13 protein-coding genes and 1 pseudogene are annotated in these 13,794 nt (G+C 71.4%); 6 read left to right on the forward strand and 8 right to left on the reverse strand.

Annotated features, from left to right (window positions below; genetic code table 11):
- Nucleotides 1-107, reverse strand: a pseudogene (locus ACFYWX_RS47130) (5-dehydro-2-deoxygluconokinase); the annotation flags it as partial.
- 211 nt (nucleotides 108-318) lie between these two features.
- Between ACFYWX_RS47130 and ACFYWX_RS47135 the strand changes: the two are divergent.
- The 3 genes from ACFYWX_RS47135 to ACFYWX_RS47145 all read left to right on the forward strand — a co-directional run bounded on the left by ACFYWX_RS47135 (nucleotide 319) and on the right by ACFYWX_RS47145 (nucleotide 5,078).
- Nucleotides 319-1,314 carry a LacI family DNA-binding transcriptional regulator gene (locus tag ACFYWX_RS47135; RefSeq protein ID WP_389431710.1) on the forward strand — a complete coding sequence of 332 codons (996 nt, stop codon included), beginning with the start codon at nucleotides 319-321 and terminating at the stop codon, nucleotides 1,312-1,314.
- Between the two features lie 149 nt (nucleotides 1,315-1,463).
- A complete protein-coding gene (locus tag ACFYWX_RS47140; RefSeq protein ID WP_389431711.1) occupies nucleotides 1,464-3,728 on the forward strand; it encodes an MMPL family transporter in 2,265 nt (754 codons plus the stop codon).
- Between the two features lie 114 nt (nucleotides 3,729-3,842).
- On the forward strand, nucleotides 3,843-5,078 hold the full coding sequence (locus ACFYWX_RS47145) for a sensor histidine kinase (RefSeq protein ID WP_389431712.1): 1,236 nt from the start codon (nucleotides 3,843-3,845) through the stop codon (nucleotides 5,076-5,078).
- A 35-nt stretch (nucleotides 5,079-5,113) separates the two neighbouring features.
- Here ACFYWX_RS47145 and ACFYWX_RS47150 read toward each other — a convergent pair whose 3' ends face one another.
- On the reverse strand, nucleotides 5,114-5,755 hold the full coding sequence (locus tag ACFYWX_RS47150; RefSeq protein ID WP_389431713.1) for a TetR/AcrR family transcriptional regulator: 642 nt from the start codon (nucleotides 5,753-5,755) through the stop codon (nucleotides 5,114-5,116).
- Nucleotides 5,756-6,233: 478 nt separating this feature from the next.
- The gene (locus tag ACFYWX_RS47155) at nucleotides 6,234-7,118 is read right to left on the reverse strand and encodes an NAD(P)-dependent oxidoreductase (RefSeq protein WP_389431714.1); all 885 of its coding nucleotides are present in this window, start codon (nucleotides 7,116-7,118) and stop codon (nucleotides 6,234-6,236) included.
- A gap of 121 nt (nucleotides 7,119-7,239) precedes the next feature.
- On the opposite strand from ACFYWX_RS47155, the gene ACFYWX_RS47160 reads away from it, so the two are divergent.
- Nucleotides 7,240-7,911 (forward strand): proline racemase family protein, encoded by a 672-nt coding sequence (locus ACFYWX_RS47160; protein WP_389431715.1) that lies wholly within the window; start codon nucleotides 7,240-7,242, stop codon nucleotides 7,909-7,911.
- On the forward strand, nucleotides 7,899-8,030 hold the full coding sequence (locus ACFYWX_RS47165; protein WP_389431716.1) for a proline racemase family protein: 132 nt from the start codon (nucleotides 7,899-7,901) through the stop codon (nucleotides 8,028-8,030). Before ACFYWX_RS47160 ends, ACFYWX_RS47165 begins: the two co-directional genes overlap by 13 nt.
- 11 nt (nucleotides 8,031-8,041) lie before the next feature.
- Here ACFYWX_RS47165 and ACFYWX_RS47170 read toward each other — a convergent pair whose 3' ends face one another.
- Entirely contained in the window at nucleotides 8,042-8,734 is a 693-nt protein-coding gene (locus ACFYWX_RS47170; protein ID WP_389431717.1) for a GntR family transcriptional regulator, read from the reverse strand.
- Nucleotides 8,735-8,836: 102 nt separating this feature from the next.
- Between ACFYWX_RS47170 and ACFYWX_RS47175 the strand changes: the two genes are divergently transcribed.
- Nucleotides 8,837-9,757 carry an ornithine cyclodeaminase family protein gene (locus tag ACFYWX_RS47175; protein ID WP_389431718.1) on the forward strand — a complete coding sequence of 307 codons (921 nt, stop codon included), beginning with the start codon at nucleotides 8,837-8,839 and terminating at the stop codon, nucleotides 9,755-9,757.
- A 7-nt stretch (nucleotides 9,758-9,764) separates the two neighbouring features.
- Here the strand turns inward: ACFYWX_RS47175 and gnd are convergent, their stop codons facing one another.
- The 4 genes from gnd to ACFYWX_RS47195 are packed head-to-tail and all read right to left on the reverse strand — an operon-like array spanning nucleotide 9,765 to nucleotide 13,673.
- Nucleotides 9,765-10,661, reverse strand: a complete 897-nt coding sequence (gene gnd / locus ACFYWX_RS47180) for a phosphogluconate dehydrogenase (NAD(+)-dependent, decarboxylating) (protein WP_389431719.1) — start codon at nucleotides 10,659-10,661, stop codon at nucleotides 9,765-9,767.
- Nucleotides 10,662-10,666: 5 nt separating this feature from the next.
- Nucleotides 10,667-11,614 carry an NAD(P)-dependent oxidoreductase gene (locus ACFYWX_RS47185; protein WP_389431720.1) on the reverse strand — a complete coding sequence of 316 codons (948 nt, stop codon included), beginning with the start codon at nucleotides 11,612-11,614 and terminating at the stop codon, nucleotides 10,667-10,669.
- Nucleotides 11,611-12,699 (reverse strand): NAD(P)-dependent oxidoreductase, encoded by a 1,089-nt coding sequence (locus ACFYWX_RS47190; RefSeq protein ID WP_389431721.1) that lies wholly within the window; start codon nucleotides 12,697-12,699, stop codon nucleotides 11,611-11,613. The genes ACFYWX_RS47185 and ACFYWX_RS47190 overlap by 4 nt, the downstream gene beginning before the upstream one ends.
- On the reverse strand, nucleotides 12,699-13,673 hold the full coding sequence (locus ACFYWX_RS47195) for a cyclase family protein (RefSeq protein WP_389431722.1): 975 nt from the start codon (nucleotides 13,671-13,673) through the stop codon (nucleotides 12,699-12,701). Before ACFYWX_RS47195 ends, ACFYWX_RS47190 begins: the two co-directional genes overlap by 1 nt.
- Between the last annotated feature and the right edge of the window lie 121 nt (nucleotides 13,674-13,794).

A 13,794-nucleotide genomic window follows, 5' to 3' on the forward strand; every position in this document is an offset into this window, starting at 1 on the left:
CCGCCCAGGTACTTGCCGAACGAGGTGACCTCCGCGAGCCCCACGCCGGTCTGGAGCGGATACACATCCACCCCGACCCGGCCCATGGTCAGCACATCGAACGACATGTCGATTTTTGTCCCTTCACTTTCCCGGCTCACGGGATGGGCGGCGGAAACCGGGGGAGACCCGAGGTGAACTATCGCGCGCTACTAGTGCGCTCTAGTAGGAGTACGATGACCCCGTTCAAATGTCATGTCAATAGGTTGTTGCCGGGAGATTTCCCTGCCGTGTGAGGACGGTTCACCATTGGACTCAACGGGTCAGCAGCGGCCCACGATGACGGACGTCGCTGCCAGGGCGGGTGTGTCGAGGGCGCTGGTCTCCCTCGTCTTCCGCAACCAGCCGGGGGCGAGCCAGAAGACCCGTGACCGGGTGCTGCGCGTCGCCGACGAGATCGGCTACCACCCGGACACCGCTGCCCGGTTGCTCGCGCGGGGACGCAGCCGCACGCTCGGTGTGATGCTCACCGTGCACGAGCCCTTCCAGGCGGATCTCGTCGAGGGCATCTACCCGGAGGCCGAGCGCCTCGGCTACGAGGTCCTGCTGTCCGCCAACGCACCCGGTCGCGACGAGGCCAAGTCGATAGAGGCCCTGCTCAGCCACCGTTGCGGCGCGCTGATCCTGCTGGGGCCCTCGTCCGACGACGCGGACCTGGACACTCTGGGGAGCCGCACCCCGACCGTCTCGGTCGGCCGGAGGGTGCCGGGCGCGCGCGTCGACAGCGTCCACTCGGCCGAGCACAAGGGCGTTCGGCAGGCCATGGACCACCTCGTCGAACTGGGCCACAGGCGCATCGTGCACATCGACGGCGGCCGGCAGTCCGGCTCGGCGGAGCGGCGCCGCGCGTACCGCGACGCGATGCGTCGGCACGGTCTGGCCGAGGAGATCCGGGTGATCCCGGGCGCCCATGACGAGGGCGCGGGCATCGAGGCGGGCCGCCTGCTGCTGGCCGAGCGGGACCGGGGACTTTCCCTGCCCACGGCGGTCCTCGCGGGCAACGACCGTTGTGCGATGGGCCTGTTGATGACCCTCGCCCGGGCGGGCGTGGACGTCCCCGCCGAGATGTCGGTCGTCGGCTACGACGACAGTCACCTGTCACACATGATGCCGATCGGTCTGACGACGGTTCGTCAGGACGCCGTTCTCATCGCCGAGTACGCGGTGCGGTTCGCCGTGGAGCGGCTGGAGGGCGGAGAGCCGGAGCCGCGTGAGGCGGTGCTGGATCCAAAACTGGTGGTGCGCGGGACGAGCGGACCGCCGCGGAGCGGATGAGCCGGAGAGCCTACGGCGTTCATGGATCGGTGAGGCGGTCCGTACTGCGTTCTCAGTACGCGAAATGACGGTAGCCGCACGACGACCGGGGGGCCCGCTTCCGGGCAGCCTGGGCAGGCATTCGACACCAGATGTGGAGAACCCCTGCCGTGGCTACTTTCCTGTATCGCGTGGGCCGCCTGGCCTTCCGGCGGCGCTGGTACGTCGCCCTGATCTGGGCGGCCGTCCTGGCCGCCGTCGGACTGGTCGGACTCAAGGCCCCGGCAGCCTCCGACGACGAGTTCTCGATGCCGGGCATCGAGTCCCAGAAGGCGTTCGACCTCATAGAGCAGCGCTTCCCCGGGGCCAGTGCCGACGGTGCGACCGCCCGCATCGTCTTCGTCGCCCCGAAGGGCGAGAGGGTCACCGCGTCCGACAACCGGGCGACGATCCAGAAGGCCGTGGACCAGCTGTCCGGCGGCGCGCAGGTCGCCAGTGCCGCGGACCCCTTCCGGTCGCAGGCGGTCAGCAAGGACGGGACGACGGCGTACGCGACCGTCACCTACAAGGTCACGGCCGCCGACGTCACCGACGCCAGCCGGAAGAGCCTGGACCAGGCCGTCGACCAGGTGCGGGATGCGGGCCTGGCCGTCGAGGCCGGCGGTGACGCGCTGGACGACGGCGGCGGAGCGGGCGGGGCGGCCGAGATCATCGGTATCGCGGTGGCCGCCGTTGTCCTGCTGGTCACCTTCGGGTCCCTGGCCGCCGCCGGGTTGCCGTTGCTGACCGCGGCCGTCGGTGTGGGCCTGAGCATGACCGCGATCATGGCCTTGTCCGGCACCTTCGGCCTGTCCTCGACGACCGGCACGCTGGCGATGATGCTGGGCGTGGCGGTCGGCATCGACTACGCCCTGTTCGTCGTCTCCCGCTATCGCGAGGAGCGTGGCAAGGGCCGTACGCCGCAGGAGGCGACGGGGCTGGCGGTCGGTACCGCCGGGTCCGCGGTCGTCTTCGCCGGGCTCACCGTCGTCATCGCGCTGGCAGGTCTGGCGGTGGTGGGCATCCCCATGCTCACGAAGATGGGGCTGGCCGCCGCCGGTGCGGTCGTCGTCGCCGTGCTGGTGGCCCTGACGCTCGTCCCGGCCGTCCTCGGCTTCTGGCCCAACGCCGTGCTCTCGCGCCGGGGCCGCAAGAGCGGTCGTATCGAGGAGAGCACGCAGAACAACGGCGGCTCCCGCTGGGCCCGGTTCGTGCTGCGCCGCCCGATCCCCGTCCTGCTCCTCGGAGTTGTGGGCCTGGGCGCGCTCGCGGTGCCGATGACGCAGCTGCAGCTGGGCATGCCAGGGGACGAGGCCAAGCCCACGTCCACCACGGAGCGCCGGGCGTACGACGCGCTCGCCGAGGGCTTCGGTCCGGGATTCAACGGGCCGCTGACCATCGTGGCGGACACCAAGGGCGCCGACGACGCGAAGGGCGCCGCGGAGACGATCTCGAAGGAGATCGGCGGCACCAAGGGCGTGGTGTCGGTCTCTCCGGCCCGGTTCAACGACGCGGGCGACACCGCGGTGTTCCAGGTGGTGCCCTCGACGGCGCCGACCGACGAGAAGACCAAAGACCTGGTGAAGACCATCCGGAGCGAACGGCCGGGTCTTGAGTCCGAGACCGGGGCCACCTTCGAGGTCACGGGCAAGACGGCCGTGAACATCGACGTCGCCGACAAGGTCCAGGCCGCGCTGATCCCCTATCTCGTGGTCGTGGTCGGCCTGGCGATCGTGCTCCTGCTGGTCGTCTTCCGCTCGCTGCTGGTGCCGCTGAAGGCGGCCCTCGGGTTCCTGCTGTCGGTGCTGGCCGCCCTCGGCGCGGTCGTCGTAGTCTTCCAGCAGGGTCATGGCGCCGCACTGCTCGGGGTGGAGCAGACCGGCCCGATCATGAGCCTCACGCCGATCTTCCTGGTGGGCATCGTGTTCGGTCTCGCCATGGACTACGAGGTCTTCCTCGTCTCGCGGATGCGGGAGGCGTACGTTCACGGGGACCGGCCGGGGCAGGCGATCGTCTCCGGGTTCCGGCACAGCGCCCGTGTGGTCGTGGCGGCAGCGCTGATCATGATCGCGGTGTTCGCAGGTTTCGTCGGTGAGCCCGGCTCCATGATCAAGATGATCGGGTTCGGTCTGGCCTCCGCCGTCCTGCTCGACGCGTTCGTGGTCCGCATGGCGATCGTGCCGGCCGTGCTCGCCCTGCTCGGTGACAAGGCATGGTGGCTGCCGGGCCGGCTGGACCGGCTGCTGCCCAACGTCGACGTGGAGGGCGAGTCCCTCAGCCGACCGGCGGCCGACGGCACGGGCGAGGCCCCGGACAGGTCCGGGTCCGCGGACGAGGGCGACAAGGTGGCCTCGGTCGATGCGGACGCGGTCACCACAGCCGAGGTTCGCGTCTGACCCGGCCCTACGTGCCCGACCGGGAGTCGCCCGAGGTGAACGGCCTCGGCGGCTCCCCTCGCCGTCCGCCCGAAAGTCGTCCACCCTGACCTCAGCCCATCCGACGGAGAGCACATGATCATCAGCCCCGAGCGATACGCGGATCGTCATCCCCGCGCCGTCGACGTGGCTACGGGCTTGGCGATGGTGGCCTGTGCGGCCCTCGGCGCCGCGCTCAGCACACCGGGCACCGACACCCCCGACGAGGGGTGGCCGGCCGTGGTTCTCGCCGCCGTTTCCTGCATCGCTCTGGTGCAAGGCCGTACCCATCCGCGCGCCGCCCTCGCGGTGGTCGGGGCGAGCACCGTGGTCACGAGTGTGCTGGGTTATTTGCTCACACCCCTGACACTGGCACCGGTCATGATGGCCCTCTACTGGCTGGCCACCCTCACCGAGCCAAGGACCACGCGCGCCTACGGTCTCTCGACCACGGCCGTCCTGGTGGTCGTGTCAGCGGTCAACGACCCGACGGACCTCTCCGTGGGGCTCAGGGTGGTCGGCCCCATCCTCTGGCTGCTGCTGCCCCTCGCCGCCGGCAGCAGCACCCGGACCCGGCGCGCCTACCTGGAGGCCGTGCAGGCACGGGCCGAACACGCCGAGCGCACCCGCGAGGAGGAAGCCCGCCTCCGGGTCACCGAAGAGCGCGTACGCATCGCCCGCGAACTGCACGACGTCGTCGCCCACCATCTGGCCCTCGCCAACGCCCAGGCCGGCACCGCCGCACACCTGGCACTCACCAGCCCCCAGCAGACGAAGAAGATCCTCACCGACCTGACCGGCACCACGTCCTCCGCCCTGCGCGAACTCAAGGCCACCGTCGGCCTGCTGCGCCAGACCGGCGACCCGGACTCCCATCCCCTCGAACCCTCGCCCGGACTCGACCGCCTCCCCGAGCTGATCTCGGCATGCGTGTCCGCCGGCCTCGATGTCACCGTCACCACCGACGGAGAACCCAAGCCGCTCTCCCCGGGAGTCGACCTGACCGCGTTCCGCATCGTGCAGGAAGCCCTCACCAACATCACCAAGCACGCCGCCGCGGAAACCGCACACGTACGCCTCGCCTACTCGGACGCCCGCTTGATCATCACGATCACCGACGACGCGACGACCACCGCGACCGCGCCCGCCCCCGCCGCATCTGGGCAGGGCGGCGGCTTCGGCCTCATGGGCATGCGCGAACGCGCCCATTCCGTCGGCGGCGAGCTTCGTGCGGGCCCCCGCCCCGAAGGCGGCTTCGAGGTCACCACCGCGCTACCGCTCCATCCCCACGCCCGAGAAGAAGACGCATGGCCGGAAGCTGGTCGACAGTGACTCCGGGGCATGGCTGAGGACGTACGCCGAGCAGGTCATGCCGGCGTTCCGCTGACGGGCCGACGCGTCACTCGCCGCACCAGGTCCACCCAGGTCGCCTGGAGGCGAGCGACGGGGACCTCGCACGTGTTCCGCAGGTAGTCCGCCGTCTCGAAGTTCGTGAAGGCGAGCAGGGCGTGGGCGAGCATGTCGTGGTCCCCGTCGGCTCCCGCCTCACGCAGAAGGTCGGAGACATGACGGTGGAAAGAGCGGCCGACGTCCGAGGTGCGCCGACGCTCGTAGACCATCTGACGCACCAGTTCGGCACCGAGGTCCCCGTCGGTGGCGGCGCGTTCGACCAGGGCGCAGCCGAACGCCTCCAGCCGGTCCCTCGCGGGGGCTCCTGGCCCCAGCGGCGGGGGACCCGAGGTGTACGCCTCCTCGAACTCGCCCTCGACCTCATGGAGGAGGGCGAGCAGCAGCCCGTCGCGATCCCCGAAGCGACGGAACAGCGTGGCCTTCCCCACGCCGGCCGCCTCCGCGACCTCGTGCATCGTCACGTGCTGCGCCCCGCGTTCGGCGACCAGCCGAGCGGCCGCCTCCAGCAGCCGGGCACGGTTGCGGGCGGCGTCAGCCCGCTCGCCCGTCGTGTGCGGGCATGCGAGCGCACGAACGTCGGAACTGCCGCTTGCGGGCATCGCTCTCCTTCGGCTCCCAGGAGTGCGTCGGGCGGGCGGCGGTGCCTCGACCCGGAGCGGCACACGTGAGCGTGGTGTCGATTGCCCAGGCTAGTGCCCCGGCAGGCAACGTTCGCCCGTCAAGGAGCGGCGTCCGGTGCATGCTCTCGGCGTGCCGGGTGCACGTCCTCGTACTGGATGTACTTGGGCTTGTGCCCGGTGCGGCGAGAGGGCGTGCCGGGCGTCGCGACGGGGCGAACGTTGCCTGGCGGGGCACTGGTGACCCGGCCGGGGCCCCGGAACATACCTGGGCAGGAGCCGGCCTACGTGCAGGGGAATCCGGCGGCACTACGGGCCGGGCACGGGCGGTTCGGGGGCAACTGGCCAGTCGGGCCGGTGCGGTTGAGGGCGCGCGGAGCGCGTCAGGACGTACCGGGTTCGCCGAAGTCGAGCAGGACGAGGGCGCGGCGGCCCGCGAGGTCGAACAGGGCGGGAGCCTTCACGGCCGGACCTCCCGGGGAGCGTAGTAGTGCATCAGGGCGGCGTTGTCGGCGGCGCCGTGCCCGGCCGCGGTGAGCCAGCGGTGCAGTTCGGAGACGGCGCTCGTGACCGGCAGCGGTACACCGGCCGAGCGCGCGTAGTCGCGGGCGGCCTCCAGGTCCTTGACCATGTTGCTGACACGGCCGGTGGGGGAGAGGTCGGCCTCGGCGAACTTGACGAAGAACTCCTGCAGCAGCGTCGAGTCGGCCCTGCCTCCGCTGAGCGCGGTGAGTACCTGCCGGGGCGGCAGGCCCGCCGCCCGTACCAGGGCGGCCGCCTCGGCGAGCGCGGCGAAACCGCAGCCGACCAGCACCTGGTTGACGGACTTCACCAGTTGGCCGGAGCCGGCGGGGCCGAGGTGCGTCAGCCGGGAGGCCAGGGCGCCGAGGACGGGCAGCGCGCGTTCGACGTGCTCCTCCTCGCCGCCGAGCATCAGCGTCAGCTCACCGCGCTCGGCGCCCGGTGCACCGCCCGACAGCGGGGCGTCGACCCAGCCGGCCCCGGCCTTCGCGGCCCGCTCGGCGAACTCCCGGGTGGCGTCCGGGCCGATGCTCGACATGTCGATCACCAGCACGCCGTCGGCCGCCGAGCTCAGCACCCCGTCCGGTCCAAAGGCGACCTGCTCGACCGTCTCGGCGGTGTTGAGGGAGAGGATCACCACCCCCGACGCCGCTAGCACGGCGGGCGATGCCGCCTCAAGGGCCCCTTGCCGGGTGAGTTCGGCGACGGCCGCCGACCGGATGTCGAACACGCGCACGGGGCGTTCGCGTGCAAGGAGACGACGGGCGATGGCGGAGCCCATGACTCCGAGCCCGGCGACACCCACCTTCGTGTGTACGGGCACCTGACCTCCTGAACTAAATACTGTTCTTGTGTCAGTATATTGATCGCCAGTGGTTGAGGTGGCAAGGAATGGGAGCCTAAAAAGTGATCCCGGGGCAACCTCGTACAGCATATTGGCTTACGTGCCACATGTTGTTACGGCCCTAGTCGTCTTCTCGACCGCCTGCGGGCACGGCTCCATCGCGCTCGCCGTTTGGGCTGTGCAGACCGGCCGCGTCGCCCGTGATCCCTCGGGGATCACCACCGTCGTCGTCGACGTCCCCTCGGGCCGGGTCACCATGCGCGTACACGCGACCGGCGAGCAGATCACCGGCGTCGACTTCGTCAACGTCCCCAGCTACCGCCTCGCCGAACGCGTCGCCGTCGCCACTTCGCGCGGAGACGTCGTCGTCGACATCGGCTACGGGGGTGCCCTCTACGCGCACCTGAACGCCGCGAGCGTCGGCCTGGCCGTCACGCCCGCCCACTACCGCGACCTCATCGCGATCGGACGCGAGGTCAAATGGGCGCTCAACGAGACCGAACACGCCCGCCATCCCGTCGACGACCGCCTCAGCGGCATCTACGGAACCATCCTTTTCGACGACCTCGGCAGCGACGAGGACGGCAACCTGCACCAGCGCAACGTCACCGTCTTCGCCGACGGCCAGGTCGACCGCTCCCCGTGCGGCTCCGGCACCTGTTCACGGGTCGCGGTCCTCGCGGCGGCCGGCCGGCTCAAGCCGGGCCGGACCCTCGTCCACGATTCGATCGTCGGCACCCGCTTCCACGCCCGCATTTCGTGGAAGAACTGACCGTCGCAGGTCACCCCGCTGTCATTCCGGAGGTCACGGGGATGGCGTACCGGACCGGAGAGCACCGCTTCGAGATCGATCCCGCGGACGACCTCGGCACCGGATTCGTGCTCCGCTGACCGCCCTGCGCTCAGGAGTCGCCTTCGGTCCTGCCTGCCCAGATGCCGCGGCTGTGGGCGAGGTGCTTGCGCATGAGTTCGGCGGCCAGGTCGGCATGGCCGGACTCGATGGCATCCACGATCTCGATGTGCTCCTCGCCGGAGCGGGTCAACTCGCCCTGGTCCGCGAGTTTCTGCAGGCCCTGCATGCGGGCCTGGTCGCGCAGCTGGCCGGCCATCGCGACCAGACGGCGATTGCCGAGCAGCTCCAGCAGGCCCAGGTGGAACTGCCGGTCGAGATCGAGGAAAGAGGTCAGGTCGCCTTCCCTCGCGGCGTCGGTGATCTCTTCGGCCAGCTGCCGGAACTGCGGGATGGGCCGGCCGGCGAGGAGCTCGGTGACCTCGGACATGGCCGGCGCTTCGAGCATGGTGCGCAGCCGGAAGATCTCGTCCAGGTCGTGATCGGTGAGAACCGGCACCCGGAAGCCCCGGTTGCGGATCACCTCGACGATGCCGAGGTTGGCGAGGTCCATGACCGCTTCCCGAACCGGGGTGACCGAGACACCGAGAGCCGCGGCCACGTTGATCACGCTCTCCACCTGCCCCGGCGCGATCTCCCCGAGCACGATCCGCGTCCGCAACGCCTCCCGCGCCTGCTCTCGGAGGCTGACCGATCTGAGCTGGGGAGTGTGGCCGGCCGCTGCTGCCGGGCGGGAAGGAGTCACGCCTTATGGATAACACGGAAGCGATCGGACCGTCGACGGGCTGATGTGTAAGGTGCAATACCTTACTAGTCGCTTACTGGCGGCGCCGAAGGACGGAGTTCCATGCAGACCATCAGCCTCGGCGAACACGAGATCCGTGAGGCCGTGTCGATGAGCGAGGCGATCGACGCCGTGCGCCGCGGCTTCATCGGCCTGGCAGGCGGGGAGTTCGAGATGCCCACCCGCACCGCGCTGCGGGACGGACAGTTCCTCGTCATGTCGGCGCACCACCGGCCGACCGAGTCCGCCATGATCAAAACCCTGAGCGTGAACTTCGACCGGGCACCCGCCATCACCGGCACCGTCGTCTGGAGCACCCTGGACCGGCTCGACCACCTGGTCGCCGACGCCGCCGCCGTCACCACCCTGCGCACCGGTGCGGCGGTCGGCGTCGCCACCGACCTCCTGGCCGCGCCCGACGCCGACCGGCTGACCCTGATCGGCGCCGGTGCCCAGGGCCCCGACCAGGTCCGCGCCGTCCACACCGTCCGGCCACTGCGCCACCTCACCGTCGTGGCCACCCATGCCGAACGCGCCCAGGCACTGGCCGACACCCTGCGGGCCGAGCTGGACGGCACCGAGATCGCCATCGCCACCGAGGCGGCCTCGGCCGTCCAGGACGCCGACATCGTCTGCTGCGCCACCCCCGCGACCAGCCCGCTCTTCCCCGCCTCCGCCCTGCCCGCGCGGGTCCACGTCAACGCCATCGGCGCCTTCCGCCCCACCATGCGCGAACTGCCGGACGAACTGCTGGCCGACAGCACCGTGGTCATCGACGAACGCGACGCCGTCCTCGAAGAGTCCGGCGAGATCATCCACGCCCTTCAGACCGGTGCCATCGCCCAGGACGACCTCACGGAACTGGGCGCCGCCCTGACCACCGCTCCCGTCGGCCACCGCGAGCGCACCGTGTTCAAGACGGTCGGCGTCGCCATACAGGACTGGGCCATCGCGCGACTCCTGGCCGACAAGTTCCTCCGCTGATCCGCTGTCAGCCCTTGCTCCCGGCCGTGCCCGCCGCCGCGTGCACCGCGTGTCCGCCGAACTGCTGCCGCATCGCGGCGAGCGCCTTGAGCTGGGCGGCGTCCGGCTGCCGGGAGGCGAAGCGGGCGAAGAGGGCGGCGGTCATGGCAGGGGCGGACACCGCCAGGCGTACCGCCTCCTCGACGGTCCATCGGCCCTCGCCGGAGTCGTCGACCCGGCCGGACAGACCGGCCAGCCCGGAGTCCTGTTCCAGGGCGCGGACGAGGAGGTCGAGGAGCCAGGACCGTACGACCGTGCCGTGCCGCCAGGAGGCGAGGACCTTCGGCACGTCGGGAACGTACTCGCAGGCCTCCAGCAGCTCGTAGCCCTCGGCGAGAGCCTGCATCATGCCGTACTCGATGCCGTTGTGGACCATCTTGGCGTAGTGCCCCGCGCCCACCGGGCCGGCGTGGCAGATGCCGTCCTGCTCCGGCGCGAGTGACTCCAGCAGTGGCCACACCCGCCGGACGTGCTCGTCCGCGCCGCCGCACATCACCGCGTAGCCGTTCTCCCGGCCCCACACGCCGCCGCTGACCCCGCAGTCGACGTATCCGACGCCGTGCCCGGCGAGCAGCCGGGCGTGCTCGGTGTCGTCGCTGAAGCGGGAGTTGCCGCCCTCGACGATCACATCGCCCGGGGAGAGGAGGGCGGCCAACTGGTGGATCGCCCGGTGGGTGGGGTCGCCTGCGGGCAGCATCAGCCACACCACGCGCGGGGCGGCGAGCTTGCCCAACAGTTGCTCGAGTGAGTCCGCGTCACGGTCCGGTGAGGTGCGGCTGTAGCCGAGCACCTCGTGGCCGCGGTCGCGCCAGCGGGCCGCCATGTTGCCGCCCATACGTCCGAGGCCGACGATTCCTACCTGCATGTGGTTCAGTCCTTCGTGGTGGTGGGGTGCGAGTCGGGGGAGGGGTGGCGGCCCTCGCGCAGCAGCCGGAGGACGACGCTGTTGTCCAGGTCGCCGAGGCCGTCGGCGTCGACCGCGGCGTAGAGGCCGGCGACGGTGGCGGACAGCGGCAGCGTGACGTGCGCGTCGGTGGCGCTGTCCAGGACGAAGCCGAGGTCCTTGTGGAGATAGCGCGCGGGGCCGGAGGGGGTGAAGTCGCTGTCGGCGAGGTGGTGATGCTTCTGCGCCAGCACCTCGGAGGAGGCGAGGCCGCCGGCCAGCACGTCCAGCAGCGTCGCCGGTTCGAGTCCGCCGCGCTCACCGAGCACGACGGCCTCGGCCAGGGCCACCAGGGTCCCGGCGACGACGAGTTGGTTGCACGCCTTGGCGAGCGATCCGGATCCGGTGCCGCCCATGCGGCGCACGGTCGAGCCCAGGGCCGCCAGGTACGGGCGGACCCGTGCCACGGCGTCCTCCGTTCCGCCCGCCATGATCGACAGGGCGGCGTCGCGGGCGCCGGTCACGCCACCGCTGACGGGAGCGTCGACGACCTCGATGCCGCGCGGGCCCAGCTCCTCGGCCAGGGCGCGGACCGCCACCGGCGAGACGGTGCCCATCACGACGAGCGTGTCCATGGCACGGCCCGCGCCCGCGGAGTCGGCGTCCGCGAGCAGCCCGGCCGGGTCGTCCAGCAGCGCCCGGACCTGGGGGAGGTCGGGGAGCATGGTGAGGACGACCCGAGCGGCGCCGGCCACCTGGGCGGGACGGGCGGCGGCACGGCACCCGGCGGCGACGGCGGCGTCGAGTGGAGGCCGGCTGCGGTTCCAGGCCAGTACGTCGAAGCCGGCCTTCGCGAGGTTGACCGCCATCGGCAGGCCCATCGCACCGAGCCCGACGAAGCCGACGGTCCCGGAGAGGGGAGACGGCGAGCTCACGGGCGGACCCCCGCCCGCGTGGGCTCACCCGTCTCCGTCCCCAGGGCGCCCAGCCGCTCGGAGAGGTACGCGTGACCGAGGACGTCCCGGTTGACGACGAACCGGGGCAGCCGGCCCGTCGCCACGTCCAGGACGGCCCGTACCGCGCTGCCGCCGTTCCCGGCGGACATCTCGTCGGTCCAGGCCAGGCTGTGCGGGCTGAGGATCACGTTGTCCATGCTCAGCAGCGGGTTGCTCGGGTCCGGCGGCTCGGTTTCGAACACGTCCAGTCCTGCGCCGCGGATGCGACCGGCGCGCAGCGCCTCGATCAGCGCCGCCTCGTCGACGATCGGGCCGCGGGCGACGTTGAGCAGTACCGCCGAAGGCTTCATCAGGGCCAGCCGCCGGGCGTCGACCAGGTGGAAGGTCTCCTCGGTCAGCACGCACATCACGATCACCGCGTCGGCCTGAGCCATCACGGTGTCGGCGTCGGCGAGACGTACGCCGAGATCCGCGGCGGTCTCCGGCGGGCAGTACGGGTCGTAGGCGAGGACCTCGACCTCGAACGGCCGGAGCAGTCCCACCAGATCGCGGGCGGTGTTGCCGAGTCCGAGCAGACCGACGCGGCGGCCGGTGAGCCCGAGCCCCATCCACTGTTCCTTCTCGGACCAGCGTCCCTGGCGTACGAGCCGGTCCTTGGCGGTGACGTTGTGCAGGACGGCCAGCAGCAGGGTGAGGGCGGCGGTGGCGACGGGCCGCCGGGCGCCGTCGGGGGTGATGGTCACCAGGACGCCGTGCCGGGTGCAGGCGTCGAGGTCGACGGCGTCGTAGCCGACTCCGAAGCGGGCGAGGAGGAGCGGCGATCTGGTGACGCCGGCGAAGGTGCGGGCCGTGACGGCGGGGGCGGCGAACAGGACGGCGTCCAGACCGTCGATGTCCGGCGCGAGGAGCTCGTCGGTGTCGCGCGGGAGGTAGTCCCAGTCGATCCCGGCGGCGTCCAGTTCGCCGAGGCGGATGTCGCCCCAGACGTTGCGCCCGTCCGCGTCGAGGAAGTCACGGCTGACGCCTACGGTGAACCGGCCACCGGCCGGTCGGTCGCCCGCCATCACAGCACCGCGACCGGGTTCACGGGCGAGCCCGTGCCGCCGGGGATGTTCAGCGGCGCCACGATGAGCAGGAACTCGTGTCGGCCCGCCGCCGCGCAGGCGGCGGACAGCGCCTCCAGGTCGAGGTTGTCGAGCAGCGGTACGCCCATCGCGGTGATGGCGAGGGCGTGCACGGGGGAGTGCAGTCCCTCGACGGGGGAGGGCCGTACGTCGCTGTCGCCGTCACCGCCGAGCAGGGCGATCCCGCGCTCGGCCAGCAGGGGCAGGGCGTCGACGTGGAAGCCTGCGCTGGCGTTGTCGGGGTTCCAGGCGCCGAGTTCGGCGCGGCGCCGGAAGTGGCCGGAGCGCAGCAGTACCGCGTCGCCGTCGCCGATGGTCACGCCGAGCGCCTTCTCGGCGGCACGTACGTCGTCGGCGTGGACGCCGGTACCGGGTTCGAGCCAGTCGGTGCCGAGGACGGCGGGCAGGTCGATCAGGACGCCCCTGGTGACGAGGGGGCCGAGTGCGGAGACGGCGCCGAAGTGGGCGCCGGCGGCGTCGACGACCTCCCGGGCCGTGCGGCCGTCGTAGAGCTGGCCGCGATAGGCGATGTGGGAGAGCGCGTCGAGGTGGCTGACGCCCTTGCCGTGGTAGTCGACGGCGATGAAGTCCTTGTGGCAGGACGGCTCGGGAGCCTCCACGTCGCCGAGGTCGGACATGTAGTGCAGGGCGGGCTTGCCGTTGTCCGGGCCGGGCACCGTGTTCCAGGGCAGGGCCATCGGGACGGTGGTGCCGGTGCGGACCAGGGCGGTGGCACGCTGGACGTGGGCCGGGGTGACCCGGTTCCACGCGCCGCGGTCGGCGGGGGTCCAGCGGCCCCAGGTGCGCAGCGTGTCGAAGAGCGTGTCGAACTCCTCCCGCGAGAGACGGGGGCCGTTGCGGGGGAGTGAGGGGGCGGAAGGAGGCGGCGGGGAATCGGACGGGCTGCTGGTCATGTGCTGCTCAGCGCTCCAAGGCTCGGAGGGTGTCGTCGGCCGACCCGGAAGGCGCGCTACGGTCGGGAATCTTGTGAGACTCGGTCGGGAATCTCGGCGAGACTCGACGGCAAAGCGTGCG

Origin of the sequence: Streptomyces sp. NPDC002888, assembly GCF_042888465.1 — a bacterium.
Classification (GTDB): Bacteria; Actinomycetota; Actinomycetes; order Streptomycetales; family Streptomycetaceae; genus Streptomyces.